Below are 14,784 nucleotides of genomic sequence, written 5' to 3'. Positions count from 1 at the left end.
CATCCTCACGGTCGCCTTCCCCCGGATCATCCGCCATCCGTCGGCATTTCCCCCGATGTGCCGCGCCGATCGGCGTGTCAGGAGCTCGTGAGGATGACCAGCCGCTGGGTCGCCCGGGTCATCGCGACGTAGCGGTCGACCGCGCCTTCAATGCCGTCGCCGTACGCCTGCGGGTCGACGAGGACGACCAGGTCGAACTCGAGCCCCTTCGACAGCTCCGGGCTCAGTGACCGTACGCGGGACGTACCCCGGAAGGACGGATCGCCGATCACGCACGCGGTCCCTTCGGCGTGCGCGGCGAGCCAGGCGTCGAGGATCGAGTCCAGCTCCGAGACGGATCCGTGGACGACGGGCACGCCGTTGCTGCGGATGGAGGCCGGCACGTTGGCGTCCGGGAGCGCGGCCCGGATGACCGGCTCCGCCTCCGTCATGATCTCCTCCGGCGTCCGGTAGTTGATGCTCAGCGAGGCCAGGGTGACCCGGTCGAGCCCGATGCGCTCCAGGCGTTCCTGCCACGTCTCGGTGAACCCGTGCCTGGCCTGGGCGCGGTCGCCGACGATGGTGAAGCTCCGGGACGGGCAGCGCAGCAGCAGCATCTGCCATTCGGCGTCGGTCAGCTCCTGGGCCTCGTCCACGACGACGTGCGCGAACGGGCCGGCGAGCCGGTCCGGTTCGAGGCCGGGCAGGGTGCTCTCGTCGACCAGGGCGTCCTTGATGTCCTGGCCGTGCAGCATCGTCACCACGCCTTCGCCGTCGTCGTCGGCTTCGAGCAGCGCGTCGACGACCGTGGACATGCGCGCGCGCTCGGCGGCGACGGTGGCTTCCTGGCGGCGCCTGTGCCGGGACGTCTCCGGGTCGCCGAGCCGCTGCCGGGCCGCGTCCAGGAGCGGCAGGTCGGACACCGTCCAGGCCTGCGGGTCCTCGCGCTGCAGCTTGCGGATGTCCTCGACGCTGAGCCAGGGAGCGCACTTGCGCAGGTAGGCGGGCACCGTCCACAGGTCACCGACGAGGTCGGCCGCTTCGATCAGCGGCCACGCCCGGTTGAAGGTCGTCAGCAGCTCCCTGTTCCGCAGCAGCGACCGGCGCAGCAGGTCGGGCGAGGCGTCCTCGTCGTGCTTGTCCAGCAGGATCCTGAGCAGCTCCTCCCAGATCCGGTCGCGCGCCTCGTTGTGCGGGATGCCGGGCTCCGCCGCTTCGAACGCCTCGGCCCAGTCTTCGACGCTCAGCCAGACGTCGGACCAGTGGGTGGTGACCGTCATCCCCTTGGCGGGCGGGTTCTCGTAGAACCTGACGGCCGGCTCGATCGCCTTCACCAGGTCCGCGGACGCCTTCAGGCGGGCCACCTCCGGGTCGGCCTCGACCGCCGCCCCGGCTCCCTCGGTGACCAGGTCCCGCAGGGTGCAGGTCTGCACGCCCTCCTCGCCGAGACTGGGCAGGACGTCGGCGACATAGGCCAGGTACGGCTGGTGCGGGCCGACGAACAGCACGCCGCCCCGGCGGTGACCGAGACGGGGGTCGGAGTAGAGGAGGTAGGCCGAGCGGTGCAGCGCGACGACGGTCTTCCCGGTGCCGGGGCCGCCGTCGACGACGAGAGCGCCGCTGGACCCGGCGCGGATGATGGCGTCCTGGTCGGCCTGGATGGTGCCGAGCACGTCCCGCATCCGGGCCGACCGGTTGCTGCCCAGGCTGGCGATGAAGGCGGACTGGTCGTCGAGCGCGGCGTGCCCCTCGAACCCGTCCGAGGTGAACACCTCGTCCCAGTAGTCGCTGATCCGGCCGCGGGTCCAGCGATACCGGCGGCGGCTCTCCAGGCCCATCGGGTTGGCGTGGGTGGCTCCGAAGAACGGCTCGGCCGCGGCGGAACGCCAGTCGAGCAGCAGCCGCCGCCCCGTGCTGTCCGTGAGGCCGAGTCGTCCGATGTAAACGGGCTCGGGGTCGTCGTCGCTGACCATGTGGCCCAGGCACAGGTCCAGGCCGAAGCGGCGCAGCGCGCGCAGCCGAGCGGACAGGCGGTGAACCTCCAGGTCCCGGTCCAGCGCCTGCCGCCCCTTGCCGCCGGGCGCCTTCCGCGCGGCGTCGAGGCGGTCGGACAGGTCGGCGATCGACTGTTCGAGGCTCTCCGCGATGGCCGCGAAGTGCCGCTCGTCGCCGGAGATCAGCTTCGGGTCGGCCTTGGGGGAGAGGTTGTCGGGAAGGTCGAACACGCTGGTGGTCAGCGGGGTCACGTCTATGGCTCCGATCTGAGGTCGCATGCGCCGTTGCGCGCGGCAAGGCGGCTGGACCGGCATGCGCATCCCCCATTTCCGCAGGCAGTGGCTTCGGCCAGCAATTGTGCGGCATGACCGGGGTCTTGTGGCAAGCCCCCCGATGCGCTATACGTTGAGAGTGGAAAGGAGTGGTCGCTTTCCCCTTTCCGCCCTGCCTCCGCCTTCAGCGCGGTGACGGCAGTACGGACAGCTCACACGGATAGGCGTCAGCCGGTGCGCCCAGCAGATCGGTCGCCGTCGCCCCCGGTCATCCCCGGCACCTCCAGCCGCCCGACGTCGCGCCCCACGGCGGTCACGCGATGCCCCGCCTCCACCAGCGCGCCGACCAGGACCTTCCCGATCCCTCCGGTGGCCCCGGTCGCCAGCACATGTCCCATGACGGCTCCCTCGTCTCGGCCCTCAGCGTTCGATCATCGCGCACTGCGGTCCCAGCGGGGTAGCCTCACGCAGTGGCCGCCACCGAGCCCTGGTCGTGCTCATCCTGCTGCCCACCGTCATCTGGCTCGCGGTGGTGCTGCTGCGCCGCCGTGAATAGCGATTCCGGCGGCGCCACTCGGCTTCCGGGCGTTGATTCCACCGCCCTCTTTTGACGTGGAGGGCGGTGGAATCATGCGGCTTCCGAGGTACGGGTTCCCCTCCCACGCCGCGTGGAAATGCGCAGACTCGTCCCCACAGCCCCCCTCCAGAATCCGCAGGGCCCGTCTGTCGCGCTTTCCACCGCTACGGTCGCTGATGACCAGCTGAGATGGAAGGATCAGTTGTTCCTGGGAATCACTTTCCCCGGATTTTTGCCCGCTCTGATGCCACCATTAGGTGACATGGACTCGCACAGTCCGTGCCTTGGTTCGTCGAGGGGGCCGCTGGCCGACTTTCTCATGGCCCGGCGCGGCGCCGTCACCGCGGCCGAGCACGGCCTGCCCGAACCGGCCTACCCGAGGCGCGTTCCCGGGCTGCGCCGCGAGGAGGTGGCCCAGCTCGCCGGCATCAGCACGGACTACTACACCCGGCTGGAGCAAGGCCGGGTCCGCACCGCCTCCCCCTCGGTACTGGCCGCCATCGGCCGGGCCCTGCGGCTCAGCGACGACCAGCAGCGGCACCTGTTCCACCTGGCCGGCTCCACCATGTCGGAGCAGCCCGGCGAGACCGAGCAGCAGGTCACCCAGCCCACGGTGCGGCTGCTGGCCAATCTGGTCGACACCCCGGCGTTCGTGTTCGGCCGCTATCTGGACGTCCTGGCCTGGAATCAACTCGGCGCCGCTCTGCTCGGTGACCTCGCCGCCCTGTCGCCGAAGCGCCGCAACTACGTTCGCATGGTCTTCCTGGATCCGCATGTCCGGGCCCTGCAGGACGACTGGCCCGCGCGCGCCCGCGAAGCGGTCTCCGGCCTGCGGATGGCCGCCGGCGCCTGTCCCGACCGGGCCCGGCTGAAGGAGATCGTCGGGGAGTTGTCGGCGCGGGACGACGACTTCCGCGCCTGGTGGAGTCAGCACCTGGTGACCGTGCACCCGTTCGGTCACAGCCGGGTCCACCACCCGATCGCCGGCTCGTTCGACGTCGACTGGCAGGTTCTGCTCAACGTCGACGATCAGGAACAGGCCATCGTCCTCGTCACCACCCGCCCGGACAGCTCCGACCATGCCGCCATGCGGCGGCTGGCCTCCTGGGCGCAGCGGCAAGGACTGCTCCCCAGCCACCCGATCGGGCGCGAGTCCTGATCATGTGCCGGGCTGTGGTGCGCCGTACCCGAATGACGTAGATCGCAGGAGCGTGCCGCGATGAACCCGAGCGAGCCCGATTGGGCGTACGTGGCCAGGTCCCTGGTCAAGGTGCTGGCCGTCACCGTGGCGCTGTGGCTGGCGGTCGTGGTGGCCGACCGGACCATGTGGCTGTTCGTCGACTACGACGGCGAGCGGATGGCCCGCGTGTACGGGACGGCCGCGGCCATCGCGAACCCGGACAAGCGGCTCCACGGCTACGACGACGACCAGGGGTTGCTGCACGCGACCCACACCCTGTGGGGTGAGCCCCGCCGGGCCGGTCCCGGCGAGGGCGGGACCTACTACGAGATCACGGAGAACCTGTTCGGCGCGGTCCGGGCCCCCTCCCTCGACGAGCCGGCCGGGAGCGTGGCCGAGGCGATCGGGTCCGTGGAGTCGGAGCTGGTCAGCGGCGTGAAGACCCGCGAGACCTTCGACGCGCTTCCCCGGACGCTCAACGCCGTCGCGGTCGTGGACTTCACGCAGGCGATGACCACCGAGCGGCTCATCGCCTTCAACGGGAAGCACAAGATCTGCGGCGGGGAGGACGTCTCGTACCTCTACTCGCCGTCCTATTACGACGACTCCGCCTCCCCGTCCTTCTTGAACGCGGTCGTCTGGAACCGGGCCATGCCCGTGAGCCGCACCAGGGACGAGCTCGCCTATCAGTGCGAGAGTGAGCCCCGGGCGGCGCTGGCGGCCTTCCGCACGTGGGTGGGGCTGCTCGACAGGGGAGATGATCTCACCGCGTTCGGACTGACCGACGGATGGCTCGCGATGGCGGCCAGGGAGGGCGTGGTGCACGGGCTTCTCATCGACGGCTGGAAGCTCGCCGACCTGCGCAAGCTCCTCGACGACCCGGAGGTGGAGACGGTCCACCTCGCCGACGTCGCCTTCGACCTCGGCCGGGGCGAGTAGCCCGGTCAGACGGCGAAGAGCAGCGCGGCGCTGATCAGGACGAGGACGGCCGTGGCGAAGTGGACTCCGAACGCGGTCGCCTTGCTGCCGCCGTTGCGCAGCACGATGATCGTGTCGCCCAGCGGCAGCAGGGCGACGACCAGCATGAACCAGGCCTCGGCCTGGGCCCCGGCGAAAGCCAGCAGGGCCAGGCCGACCAGGCCGTACGTCCCGTCGCGCAGGCCCTTGATCGTCAGGTAGGCGCGGTCCGTCTTGGCGGGCACGCCGTAGCCCGTCGCGGCGGCGTACGGCGTGAACAGGAAGCGGGCGCCGATGAGCAGGCACATCAGGTTGAGGGCGATGGCGAGGCCGTAAGCGATGGTGGTGAGCATGGCGTGACTCCATAAAACTAGCAGCGCTAGGAACAAGGACAACGCTAGCAGAGCATAGGCAAACTTGCTAGCGGTGCTAGATTCGAGAGCATGTCGATCCAGACGCGCAAGGAACGCGAACGCGCCCAGCGGGAGAAGCTCATCATCACGGCCGCCCGGGAACTGGCCGAGGCCGAGGGCTGGGAGGCGGTGACCACCCGGCGACTGGCCGAGGAGGTCGAGTACAGCCAGCCGGTCCTCTACAGCCACTTCAAGGGCAAGGACGCGATCATGACGGCCGTCGCCCTGGAAGGCATCGCCGACCTGGCCGAGGAGCTACGCGCGGCCCGGATGGCCGCGCCCGCCCCCGCCGACATCCTCGCCGCGGTCGGATCCGCGTACGTGGCCTTCGCCGACCGGCGGCCGGCGCTCTACGACGCCATGTTCAACCAGATCGTCGACCTGCCCTTCGCCACGCCCGAGAGCCCCGCGCCCCTGCGCGCCGCGTTCGACGAGGTCGTCAGGGCCGTGAGTCCGCACGCGGACGGCGCCGATCCGGGGCTGCTGGCCGAGACCTTCTGGGCCGCCCTGCACGGCCTGATCATGCTGATGCGCGGGGGCCGGATCCCGCGCGAGTACCACGACCGCAGGCTCGCCCTCCTCCTGGCTCGCTTCAGCCGCTAACCACCCCGCCGCTCCCACCACGCCAAGTCCGAGTCCGGCGACGCCGGCGGAGGGGGCGAGGTCCGGCGGAGGTAGTACCGGTCGACGGGAAGGATCAGGGCCGCCGCCACCGCCCCGGGCCACCACCGGGTGTGTTCGAGGACGATCACCGCGCCCATGGGGGCGACGGCCGAGCCCGGGAACGTGATGGATCGAAGCTCTGTGGGCTCCGCACGCCGATCCGCGCGTACGGACCTCGGAAGGGAGCCTACGCGGCATGGCCCTTTCTGGTCGACGTCACGACGCCGATGATCGCAGCTCTCGCCGGATCAGGCTACTTGACGAATCTAAGCAAGTACTTGCTATCGTTCGTCAAGTGAGTACGCGTGAGCATGTGGCGCTGGTGCGTGAGCTGGTCGAGCTGGTCGAGCGGCGGATCGTCGATCCGCTGGAGATCCTGTTCGGCTCCGAGGAGCAGGTGGACCCGGTCAGGGCCCGGCTGCGGATCGAGGCCGAGGTGTGGGCCGCCCAGTTGCTGGGCCCCGACGACGCCCTCGCGGTCCGTACGGCGGCGCGGCTGATCGCGGCCGTCTTCCCCGGGGACGGCCCGTTCGACCCGTCCGACGAGTGGTGGGGCACCGCCTTCGGCAGGGCCGTGGCCAGGCGGGCGGGGCATCCGGGCAAGGAGGCGGTGTCGTTCGCCACGGCGGGGGCGATGCTCGGGATCACCCGGCAGGGAGTTCACGACCTCGTCAGGCGCGCGAAGCTCGACCGGCACCCCGACGGCGGCGTGAGCACGCGATCGATACGCGAACGGCTGAACCAACCCCAGGAGCGTCATGGCGCACGACGTCACCATCACTGACCACGAGATCCCCCTGGCCGTGCGCGACCACGGCGGGCCGGGCGAACCCGTCCTTCTCCTGCACGGCCTCGGCGGCACGCTGGAGGCCTGGGACGCGCTCGACCTCGGCGGCCGCCGCGCCGTGGCGCTCGACCTGCGTGGTCACGGCCTGTCCGGCGACGGCCCGTGGGAGTGGGAGCGTGTGCTGGACGACCTCGAAGCCGTCGTGAAACACCTGGGCCTCGGCAATCCGGCGGTCGTCGGCCATTCGCTGGGCGGCATGCTCGCCGTGCTGTGGGCAAGACGCCACCCCGAATGCCCGGGAATCGTCAACCTCGACGGTCTGCGGTCCGCCGAGAACGCCCCGGACAACTACCCGGGGATGGACCCCGCGGTGCGGGACCGGGAGCTGGCCGATCTCAAGGCCGCGTTCGACGCGCAGGCCGCGAGCATGGGCCGGCCGCTCCCCGCCGAGCTCCAGCCCATGCTCCCGGCCAGGGCCCGCGTCGAAAGGGACGGCGAGGTCTACGCCCGGCCGGACGCCGGACTTCTCGAAGCGGTGCGCTGCACCCCGGAGTTCCGCGACACGATCCCGCTCCTGCGCCAGGTCGCCTGCGACGCCCTGGTCGTGATCCCGACCCAGGACCCGTCCGGGATGCCGGGCGGGGAGTTGATGGAGGCGTTCAGGAGAGGAGTGCGCCGCGACCTCACCGGCCTGCCTCCCCACATCCGGGTCTGGGAACTGGACGCCGGCCACGACATGCTCGCCGAACAGCCGGAGGCCGTCGCCGGACGCATCACGGAATTCCTGGCCGCGCGCCGAACCGGGTGAGGCGAACGGCCTTCGGGGCATGACATACCCGCTCCATACCGCCGTGCCATAGAGTCCCTCCGCCAAGATCGGGTCCCCGCGTGTTCAGGGACCGGCTTCTCTCGGAAGGACCAGTGGATGCGCTCCGTCGGATGTGTCCTGCTCATGGTGGCGGCGTTGCTCGGCCCGGTGAGCCCGGCGGCGGCGGCCACCGCGCTGCCGGGCAAGAAGGCGAACTACGTCGTGTCCTTCGGATCGCTGCGGGAGACGTCCGGGAGCAACTGGGTGCGGCTGGGCACCTACAAGTTCACTTCCACCGGCCGGGTGCGCAGCGACACGTGGGCGTGGAGCCAGAGCAAGCCGGCTCCCCGTGTCGGGACGGGCACCGTTCCCGGCGGCAAGTGCGCCGGCACGCAGGACACCGCCCGGCCGTGCGAGATCAAGACGGCCGGCGGTTTCCTGTCGCGGGCGTCCGAGGTCAGGGCCGGGTCCTTCTCCCTGCACACCACCGCCGGACGCCAGTACGTCAACATCACCTGGGACCAGACGACGTGGCGTACCGAGGAATGGTGGGTCGACACCGCGCCCGACGGCACGTACAGCCGCCTGACGTTCAAGTACTCGCGCAAGATCACGCACGGCTACGGATACGGCAGCAATGCCGGGTTCGAGGTGCGACGGCCGATGGAGTCGGTACGGGCGCACGACGAGCCGCTGACCATGACCTACCACCGGGCGGCCAAGGGCGACGTCGGCTACGTCGACCGGACCTGGGACATGAGCCAGTACATCCAGTGCACGGACACCACGTGGTGCATGGCGTTCAAGACCCGGGAGACAGGCAACTGCAGCTGTCCGGCGCCGTACGACAAGGATCGCAGCCTGCAGAACTTCGTCCAGCAGATCACCGGCAAGGACCGCCGCGACACCCACTGGCACTGGTGCACCTGCCTGGCGAAGGGCGGCCAGTGCCACAAGGGCAATTCCCACGTCTACCCGTTGCTCCAGGTCATCGATGACAAGGGCAGATGGCGCGGCTGGGTCGGGGTCGAGGCGTCCTTCTACCCGTACACCGACGTGGCAGATCCCCGCCGGCATGACATGCTTTCCGTCTTCCGGGTCGCCGAATGGACGTGATGCGTGGAATGGGCTTTGAAGTGCCTCGTCGATTCGCTGGTGATGCTCGCCGCGCCCGCTGAAGAACAGATCGCCTGGTGCCGGCGCCACGGGTGGCACGAGGACGAACTGGCCCTGAACCTGGATTCGGCGATGGGGATCCTCTGGATGGTGGAGGAACAGGCCCCGGGCCTCCTGTCGCCGTGGTTGCACGAACTGCTGCAACGGATGGACCAGCGCCTGGACGGGATGAGCGGGCACGTCAACGCCGGCAAGTGGACTCCCGCCGGGCTGGCCGCGGACCCTGATTGGGAGGAGTTGCGGGGCCTGTCCGGTCAGGCGCTGGCCGAACTCACCGGGCTGGTGCGGATTCCCGCTGCCGGAGCGCTGTGAGCTGGAGGATGCTCACGCCGAACAGGAGCACGCCCAGGGGGAAGTGCAGGGTCTTCATGTCGGCGATGCCCAGCGCGATCTGAGCCAGCGTGAGGACGAGGAACCCGGCGGCGTACCCGATGGGCGTGGGTGAGCCGCCGCCCTTCCGCCACACCAGGATCGCGGCGACCAGGCCGATCACCGCCGCGGTGAACACCGTGTACGCCGAGGCGCTGTGCAGGGCCCGCCCGCCGGCCGAGGTCAGCAGCAGACCGGCGGTGACAGGCGCGGAGAAGACGGCCAACGTCTGCAGGATGAGCAGGACGCGCATGAACACGGGTGACTCCTTGACGGGGGGATGATTCAAGCCGGCAGCCCGGGCGTCCACGCCCGGAGCTTTTCAGGGTTGCGGACGGACCATATATGAGTGATTCGGTCATCTGCGAAGTCGAACGCGATCACCCCGGTGGTGACGCCGTCCTGCTGCACGACCAGTCCGGGCTGGCCGTTGACCGTGCGCTCCAGGAGTGTCAGGTTGGGCGCCCGGCTCGCCAGGATCAGGGTGTAATGCGCGATCTGTTCGCTGCCCTCCAGCGGGCGGAGCAGAGCCTTGGCCAGGCCGCCGCCGTCGGTGATCGCCCGGGCGTGGGGATCGAGCAGCCCGATGAGCGCGTCGATGTCCTTGGCCTCCCAGGCCTGCTTGAACTCCCTGACGACGGTGGCACGCCGGGCCGCGGGAGCCGCGGCGGGTCGCGAGTCGCGAATGCGGCGCCGCGCCGAGGTGGCCAGCTGGCGACAGGCCGCCGGTGTCCGGCCGACGATCTCGGCCACTTCGGGGAACGGGTAGCGGAAGACGTCGTGCAGGATGAACGCGACCCGCTCGGGCGGGGTCATCGCGTCGAGCACGACGAGGAAGGCCATGTTGACCGACTCGTCCAGGGTGACGCGGTCGGCCGGGTCGCCGCCGGGTCCGGCGTCCCCGGGGTCGGGCAGCGGTTCCGGGATCCACTCGCCCACGTAGCGCTCGCGCCTGGCCCGCGCCGAGCCGAGCAGGTCGAGGCAGATGCGGCCGGCGACCTTGGTGAGCCAGGCGGCGGGGGAGTCGATGGCGTCCTGCTGGTCGCGGGACATGGCGTACCAGCGGGTGTACGTCTCCTGCACGACGTCCTCGGCGTCGGCCAGCGAGCCGAGGAGCCGGTAGGCGAGATTGATCAGCTGTCGCCGCTCGCTCATCAGGTCGGATGGGCTGGTCATGGTGTCGCCGCTCCCTCGGTCGCGTCTGCCCTCACCAGTAAGACGGGACAGCGCGCCGGACTGTGAGGCCGGGATGCCGCCTCACAGTCCGGGCGGCTGTGTCGTCGGAGTGAGAATCCTGCCGAGAACGAGAGGAAATCCTCCTGATGTCTGACAACGTCCAGTCGCGCATGCCTGATCCCGTCCAGTTCTTCCCCGAGGTGGGGACGATCGCCGGAGCCATGACCAAGGCCACCCTGAACGGCTCGATCCCCGCTGCCACCGTCAACCTGATGCACCTGCGAGCCGGGCAGATCGTCGGCAGCACGTACCACACCGTCCGGCAGACCGGGATGCTCCGCAAGGCGGGGGAGAGCGAGGAGCGCATCACCGCCGTGGCGTCGTGGCGGGACGCCCCCTGCTTCACCGACGCCGAACGGGTCGCGCTGGAGCTCGTGGACGCCGTTCTCACCCCGAACCCGTTCGGTGAGCGCGTCTCGGACGAACTGTATGCCAGGGCGTCCGTTCACTACGACGACAAGGCGCTCTGGACGCTCACCCTCGCCATCGCCCAGATCTGCTTCTTCGTCCCCGTCGCGCTCATCGCCAAGCCGATCCCCGGCAGGCCGCTGGGGAAGAACTACAGCGAATAGCGAACACGCGGCAGACGCTAGCCTGACGCAGCGCATATTCGTCATGAGCGATGTAAGGCTAGTGGGAGATGATGAGCGAGGAGCAGGGGCGGCGTCGCTACGACTCGCTGCGCCGTACCACCCAGGCACTGGAGACCCGGGCCGCGATCGCCGAGGCCGCGCGCGGGCTGTTCCTCGCCCGAGGGTGGGCGCAGACGACCGTGCGCGACGTGGCACGCGAGGCCGGGGTGTCCGTCCCGACGGTCTATTCCACGTACGGGAACAAGGTCGGGCTGGCGCGGGCCCTGGCCGACTCGGCCGATCTGAGCGGCGACGCGCCGCGGATGCTGGCCGAGCTGGAGGACCCGTCGGCTGACCCGGCGCGGCAACTGCGGGCGATGGCCGGCTTCGACCGGCGGCTGTACGAGCGCGCCGGCGACATCATCGGGCTCCTGCGCGAGGCGGGCCGCACCGAGCCCGGCCTGGCCGAGGTGTACCGCGACGGGCGCCGCCGCGGTGACGAGACCCGCGTCCAGGTGTTCTCCTCCTGGCCGGCCGGGGCCCTGCGCGCCGGGCTGGACGTGGCGACCGCCGTCGACGTGTACGCGGCCCTGTGCACCATCGACGTGTACGCCACGCTCACCACCGAGCGCGGCTGGTCACCCGACCGCGTCGAACGCTGGTGGGGCGACGCCCTGGCCCGTGAACTGCTGACCTGAGCTCCTCGGGCGGCGGGTGGACGATCACGCGCGGGCCACCGTGTCGATCAGTCCGGCCAGCTCCACCGGCTTGGTGATCATCGGCCAGTGCCCGCTGTCGAGGGTGAGCGGGTCCCGGCCGGCGGGCTCGCCGGGGTCGCCCAGGCAGGCGACGAAGGTGCGGGGGAGAGCTTCGGCCGCGCCGAGGTCGGCCGGCGCCGGGTCGCGGTAGGTGTTGACCGGCTGGCCGGTCGCGCGTGCCCGCAGCCAGGCCCGGTCCTCGGGGGTGAGGCCGTGGTCGCCGAAGTTGGCGTCGATGATCTCGTCGCTCATGACCGGGATGCGCCCGTCCTCGACGGTCCGCATGATCGCCTCCTCGATGCCCGGCGGGCTGATCTCGAACAACGTCCGGCCCGCCTGCGGCAGGACCGCGGCGACGTAGACGATCCGGGCGATGCGCCCGGGGACGGCCGCGGCGGCGATGGTCGCCGGGGCGCCGCCGTAGGAGTGCGCGACGAGCACGACCTCCCGCAGGCCTGCGACCTCGATCGCGGCCGCGATGTCGGTGGCGTGCGTGGTGAGCGTGGTCGCCGCCGACCCCAGGTGCGCGCGGTCACCGAATCCGGTGAGCGTCAGCGGATGGACCTCGTGTCCGGCCGCCGCCAGCACCGGCGTGACCCGCTCCCACGCCCACGCGCCGAGGAACGAGCCGCCGACCAACACGATCGTGGACATTTCTGACTCCCTTCGTCTGCCGATGGGAGGAGGTTAGGGATGATTGTGGACGTAATCTGCCCTGTTTAGACTGCGATCGTGTCCCGTCCCGCGACCCGTGTCCTGGCGCTGCTCGAAGTCCTTCAGGACCGGGGGCTGGTGCCCGCCGACGAGCTCGCGGGGCGGCTCGGGGTCGACGCCCGGGCGGTCCGCCGCTACGTCGCCGCCCTGCGCGAGCTGGACATCCCGGTCGAGTCGGTGCGCGGACGCTACGGCGGCTACCGGCTCGCCCGCGGCTACCGGCTGCCGCCGCTGATGCTCGCCGGAGACGAGGCGGTCGCCGTGGCGGTCGCGCTCGCCACAGCGGGCGAGCGGACAGGCGCCGGCGACCCCACGCCGGCCGACCGCGCGTTCGTCAAGCTCGACCGCCTCCTGCCCGAGGCGCTTCGCGACCGCGTCACCGCCCTGCTCGCCGCCACCTCGGTGGCCGCCGGCCCGCCGCCGCCCGACCCGGAGCGGGCGCTGACGCTGGCCGCGGCCGTGCGCGCCCGGCACGCCGTACGGATCGAGCACGCGGGCCGGGTCCGGGACGTGGACCCGTACGGGCTGGTCGTGCACGCGGGCCGCTGGTATCTCGTCGGGCACGATCACCTCAGAGACGCGGTCCGGATGTTCCGCCTCGACAGGATCGCCGGCGCCGCCGGGCTGCCGCGCCGGTTCGCGCCGCCGGAAGGGTTCGACCCGGTCGCGCACGTCCTGCACGCGCTGACGCTCGGCGCCTGGACGCATCGCGCCGAAGTGTGGCTCGACACAGATCTGGCCTCCGCCCGCGCCCGGCTCCCGGCCACCTTCGGCGAGCTGCGGCCCTGCCCCGAAGGCGGCGTGCTGCTCGTCAGCGGCGCCGAGGACCTGCCGGCGATGGCCCGCATCCTCACCGGGCTGCCCTGGCCCTTCACGGTCAGGACCCCGCCCGCGCTCACCGCCGCGCTCGCCGCCCACGTCGAGACCCTGACCGCTGCCCTCGCCCGCTCCACCTCGTGAGCGGAGGAGGGCGTTACCCGGTTGAGCGGAACTCGGCGGTCGCCTCGTCGCCGCCGGTGCGGTGGAGCCCCGCCTTCTCCAGCACGCGGACCGAGGCCACGTTCGCCAGCTCGACGGTGGCGCGTACGACGTCGATCTCCGGCGCGGTCAGCGCGAACTCGACCATGGCCAGGGTCGCCTCCGACGCATAGCCTCGGCGGCGCCGGGACGGCACGATCCCGTAGCCGAGCTCCACGATCCCGTCGGCGGGCGGCCAGAACAGGCCGATGGAGCCGATGACTAGGCCACTCTCGCGCTCGGCGATCTGGCGGTGCCCGTAGGCGCCGATCAGGTCCGGCTGCCCGGCGATGACACCGGCGATCACGCGGTCGCCCTCGGCGGGGAAGTCGTCCGCCCAGCCGTCGCGCCGCTCGCCGCTCCGCACGGCGGCGAGGTCGCCGGCCGGCCATGGCCGCAGCACGAGCCGCTCGGTGATCAGATCGGCACCGGTCAATGTGAAAACGGGCACACAGTACTCCACGTCGGATGGGGGACGACCAGGCTGCTGCCGGGCGTCTCCGGATCAGTCTTCCACCCATGCCGTCCCGGCGCATCGCGTGATGTCCCGGGCGATCACCACTTGACCCACGGGCTCTCCACGCCGCCGTGGTACGACGGCGAGCCCGTCTTCCGCCAGCGCTGGCGCACGTCGATCTTCGCGCCGGTACGGGATGCCGTGGCGGTGAACGGGCCGCAGGTGACCACGGCGCCGTCGCCGGGCGGCGCCACGCCGGAGCAGATGAACGGCTGCGACACGTTGGAGTCGGCGTCGGTGTTGTAGAGCTGGACGTGGATGTCGGACCGGAGGCCGGCGGATCCCCGGACCCGGCCCATCAGGCGGAATTCGTCCCCGACCTGCGCCATGCAGGGCGACATCTCGAGCCCGGGGGTGGGCGAGAACCAGTCGCGGCATCTCCAGTCCGGGGCGGCCTGGGGCGGCGGGGAGTCGGGCTCGGCCGTCGTGGGCTCCTCCGGCTCCGCCGACGTGGGCGGCGAGGTCTTGGGCTTGGGGTCGGAGGTGCGGGTCGTCCGTTTCGGCGCTGGTCGCGTCGTGGCGGGCTCGGCGGTGGGGGTCTTCGGGGTACGGCTGCGGATCGGCAGCACCTTCGACGAGGGCGCCGGTGGGGACGGGCTCTTGACCTCGGCGGAGGTGTCGGCGGGGGCCGCGGCCCGGACGGTGGCCTGGCTCACGGCGCCGACGTTGTGGGCCCGCCACGGCGCCACGACCACCAGCGCCCAGGCGGTCACGGCCAGCGCGGCGGCGGTGGCCAGGCCGGCCACCAGGCGCTGCCGGGACCGCCGCGGCGGCCCGCCCGCGGCCCTCCGCCG

General features: G+C 71.2%; 17 protein-coding genes and 1 pseudogene. 10 read left to right on the top strand and 8 right to left on the bottom strand.

What is annotated here, in order from left to right:
* Positions 1–77: 77 nt before the first annotated feature.
* Both helR and ADY59_RS50385 read right to left on the bottom strand, forming a co-directional pair.
* Positions 78–2,225 (bottom strand): RNA polymerase recycling motor ATPase HelR, encoded by a 2,148-nt coding sequence (gene helR / locus ADY59_RS27515; protein ID WP_049567589.1) that lies wholly within the window; start codon positions 2,223–2,225, stop codon positions 78–80.
* 248 nt (positions 2,226–2,473) lie between these two features.
* Positions 2,474–2,644, bottom strand: a complete 171-nt coding sequence (locus ADY59_RS50385) for an NmrA family NAD(P)-binding protein (protein WP_156325773.1) — start codon at positions 2,642–2,644, stop codon at positions 2,474–2,476.
* 441 nt (positions 2,645–3,085) lie between these two features.
* Between ADY59_RS50385 and ADY59_RS27510 the strand changes: the two genes are divergently transcribed.
* Together ADY59_RS27510 and ADY59_RS27505 are read left to right on the top strand one after the other, a co-directional pair.
* Positions 3,086–3,982 (top strand): helix-turn-helix domain-containing protein, encoded by an 897-nt coding sequence (locus tag ADY59_RS27510; protein ID WP_049567587.1) that lies wholly within the window; start codon positions 3,086–3,088, stop codon positions 3,980–3,982.
* 60 nt (positions 3,983–4,042) lie between these two features.
* Positions 4,043–4,942: a hypothetical protein gene (locus tag ADY59_RS27505; RefSeq protein WP_049567584.1), complete on the top strand. Its 900-nt coding sequence runs from the start codon at positions 4,043–4,045 to the stop codon at positions 4,940–4,942.
* Positions 4,943–4,947: 5 nt separating this feature from the next.
* On the opposite strand, the gene ADY59_RS27500 is transcribed toward ADY59_RS27505, so the two are convergent.
* Positions 4,948–5,313, bottom strand: coding sequence for a DUF4267 domain-containing protein (locus tag ADY59_RS27500; protein ID WP_049567580.1), 366 nt, complete (start codon positions 5,311–5,313; stop codon positions 4,948–4,950).
* Between the two features lie 90 nt (positions 5,314–5,403).
* On the opposite strand from ADY59_RS27500, the gene ADY59_RS27495 reads away from it, so the two are divergent.
* From ADY59_RS27495 to ADY59_RS27475, 5 genes are all read left to right on the top strand, one after another.
* Positions 5,404–5,976, top strand: a complete 573-nt coding sequence (locus ADY59_RS27495; RefSeq protein ID WP_049567576.1) for a TetR/AcrR family transcriptional regulator — start codon at positions 5,404–5,406, stop codon at positions 5,974–5,976.
* A gap of 355 nt (positions 5,977–6,331) precedes the next feature.
* Positions 6,332–6,820, top strand: a complete 489-nt coding sequence (locus tag ADY59_RS27490; RefSeq protein WP_082310444.1) for a hypothetical protein — start codon at positions 6,332–6,334, stop codon at positions 6,818–6,820.
* Entirely contained in the window at positions 6,795–7,631 is an 837-nt protein-coding gene (locus ADY59_RS27485; protein WP_049567572.1) for an alpha/beta fold hydrolase, read from the top strand. The genes ADY59_RS27490 and ADY59_RS27485 overlap by 26 nt, the downstream gene beginning before the upstream one ends.
* A 117-nt stretch (positions 7,632–7,748) precedes the next feature.
* Complete coding sequence (locus ADY59_RS27480; RefSeq protein WP_049567568.1) at positions 7,749–8,747, top strand: hypothetical protein; 999 nt, start codon at positions 7,749–7,751, stop codon at positions 8,745–8,747.
* A 3-nt stretch (positions 8,748–8,750) separates the two neighbouring features.
* The gene (locus ADY59_RS27475; RefSeq protein ID WP_156325772.1) at positions 8,751–9,119 is read left to right on the top strand and encodes a hypothetical protein; all 369 of its coding nucleotides are present in this window, start codon (positions 8,751–8,753) and stop codon (positions 9,117–9,119) included.
* Here the strand turns inward: ADY59_RS27475 and ADY59_RS27470 are convergent.
* On the bottom strand, positions 9,079–9,435 hold the full coding sequence (locus ADY59_RS27470) for a hypothetical protein (protein ID WP_197093880.1): 357 nt from the start codon (positions 9,433–9,435) through the stop codon (positions 9,079–9,081). The genes ADY59_RS27475 and ADY59_RS27470 overlap by 41 nt on opposite strands.
* Before the next feature lie 26 nt (positions 9,436–9,461).
* Complete coding sequence (gene sigJ, locus ADY59_RS27465; RefSeq protein ID WP_049567564.1) at positions 9,462–10,352, bottom strand: RNA polymerase sigma factor SigJ; 891 nt, start codon at positions 10,350–10,352, stop codon at positions 9,462–9,464.
* 146 nt (positions 10,353–10,498) lie between these two features.
* Here sigJ and ADY59_RS27460 point away from each other — a divergent pair, with 146 nt between their 5' ends.
* Together ADY59_RS27460 and ADY59_RS27455 are read left to right on the top strand one after the other, a co-directional pair.
* Positions 10,499–10,984 (top strand): carboxymuconolactone decarboxylase family protein, encoded by a 486-nt coding sequence (locus ADY59_RS27460; RefSeq protein WP_049567563.1) that lies wholly within the window; start codon positions 10,499–10,501, stop codon positions 10,982–10,984.
* A 68-nt stretch (positions 10,985–11,052) separates the two neighbouring features.
* Entirely contained in the window at positions 11,053–11,682 is a 630-nt protein-coding gene (locus ADY59_RS27455) for a TetR/AcrR family transcriptional regulator (protein WP_231618914.1), read from the top strand.
* A gap of 24 nt (positions 11,683–11,706) precedes the next feature.
* Here the strand turns inward: ADY59_RS27455 and ADY59_RS27450 are convergent, their stop codons facing one another.
* The gene (locus tag ADY59_RS27450; RefSeq protein WP_049567562.1) at positions 11,707–12,396 is read right to left on the bottom strand and encodes an alpha/beta hydrolase; all 690 of its coding nucleotides are present in this window, start codon (positions 12,394–12,396) and stop codon (positions 11,707–11,709) included.
* 78 nt (positions 12,397–12,474) lie between these two features.
* Between ADY59_RS27450 and ADY59_RS27445 the strand changes: the two genes are divergently transcribed.
* A complete protein-coding gene (locus tag ADY59_RS27445; RefSeq protein ID WP_049567559.1) occupies positions 12,475–13,416 on the top strand; it encodes a helix-turn-helix transcriptional regulator in 942 nt (313 codons plus the stop codon).
* 13 nt (positions 13,417–13,429) lie between these two features.
* On the opposite strand, the gene ADY59_RS27440 is transcribed toward ADY59_RS27445, so the two are convergent.
* Both ADY59_RS27440 and ADY59_RS51670 read right to left on the bottom strand, forming a co-directional pair.
* A complete protein-coding gene (locus ADY59_RS27440; RefSeq protein WP_049567552.1) occupies positions 13,430–13,924 on the bottom strand; it encodes a GNAT family N-acetyltransferase in 495 nt (164 codons plus the stop codon).
* A gap of 104 nt (positions 13,925–14,028) precedes the next feature.
* Positions 14,029–14,784 (bottom strand): annotated as a pseudogene (locus ADY59_RS51670) (hypothetical protein); the annotation flags it as partial.

Origin of the sequence: Nonomuraea sp. SBT364 (genome assembly GCF_001083785.1) — a bacterium.
Lineage (GTDB): Bacteria > Actinomycetota > Actinomycetes > Streptosporangiales > Streptosporangiaceae > Nonomuraea.
The sequence above is the reverse complement of the archived record's forward strand: the minus strand, read 5'-3'. Positions and strand labels throughout refer to the sequence as shown.

Excerpts from the sequence above, each read along its gene's own strand:
- ADY59_RS27485 (WP_049567572.1), top strand. The coding sequence starts at position 6,795 with ATGGCGCACGACGTCACCATCACTGACCACGAGATCCCCCTGGCCGTG.
- ADY59_RS50385 (WP_156325773.1), bottom strand. The coding sequence starts at position 2,644 with ATGGGACATGTGCTGGCGACCGGGGCCACCGGAGGGATCGGGAAGGTC.
- ADY59_RS27455 (WP_231618914.1), top strand. The coding sequence starts at position 11,053 with ATGATGAGCGAGGAGCAGGGGCGGCGTCGCTACGACTCGCTGCGCCGT.
- sigJ (WP_049567564.1), bottom strand. The coding sequence starts at position 10,352 with ATGACCAGCCCATCCGACCTGATGAGCGAGCGGCGACAGCTGATCAAT.
- ADY59_RS27505 (WP_049567584.1), top strand. The coding sequence starts at position 4,043 with ATGAACCCGAGCGAGCCCGATTGGGCGTACGTGGCCAGGTCCCTGGTC.
- ADY59_RS27450 (WP_049567562.1), bottom strand. The coding sequence starts at position 12,396 with ATGTCCACGATCGTGTTGGTCGGCGGCTCGTTCCTCGGCGCGTGGGCG.
- ADY59_RS27460 (WP_049567563.1), top strand. The coding sequence starts at position 10,499 with ATGTCTGACAACGTCCAGTCGCGCATGCCTGATCCCGTCCAGTTCTTC.
- ADY59_RS27510 (WP_049567587.1), top strand. The coding sequence starts at position 3,086 with ATGGACTCGCACAGTCCGTGCCTTGGTTCGTCGAGGGGGCCGCTGGCC.
- ADY59_RS27500 (WP_049567580.1), bottom strand. The coding sequence starts at position 5,313 with ATGCTCACCACCATCGCTTACGGCCTCGCCATCGCCCTCAACCTGATG.
- ADY59_RS27480 (WP_049567568.1), top strand. The coding sequence starts at position 7,749 with ATGCGCTCCGTCGGATGTGTCCTGCTCATGGTGGCGGCGTTGCTCGGC.
- ADY59_RS27495 (WP_049567576.1), top strand. The coding sequence starts at position 5,404 with ATGTCGATCCAGACGCGCAAGGAACGCGAACGCGCCCAGCGGGAGAAG.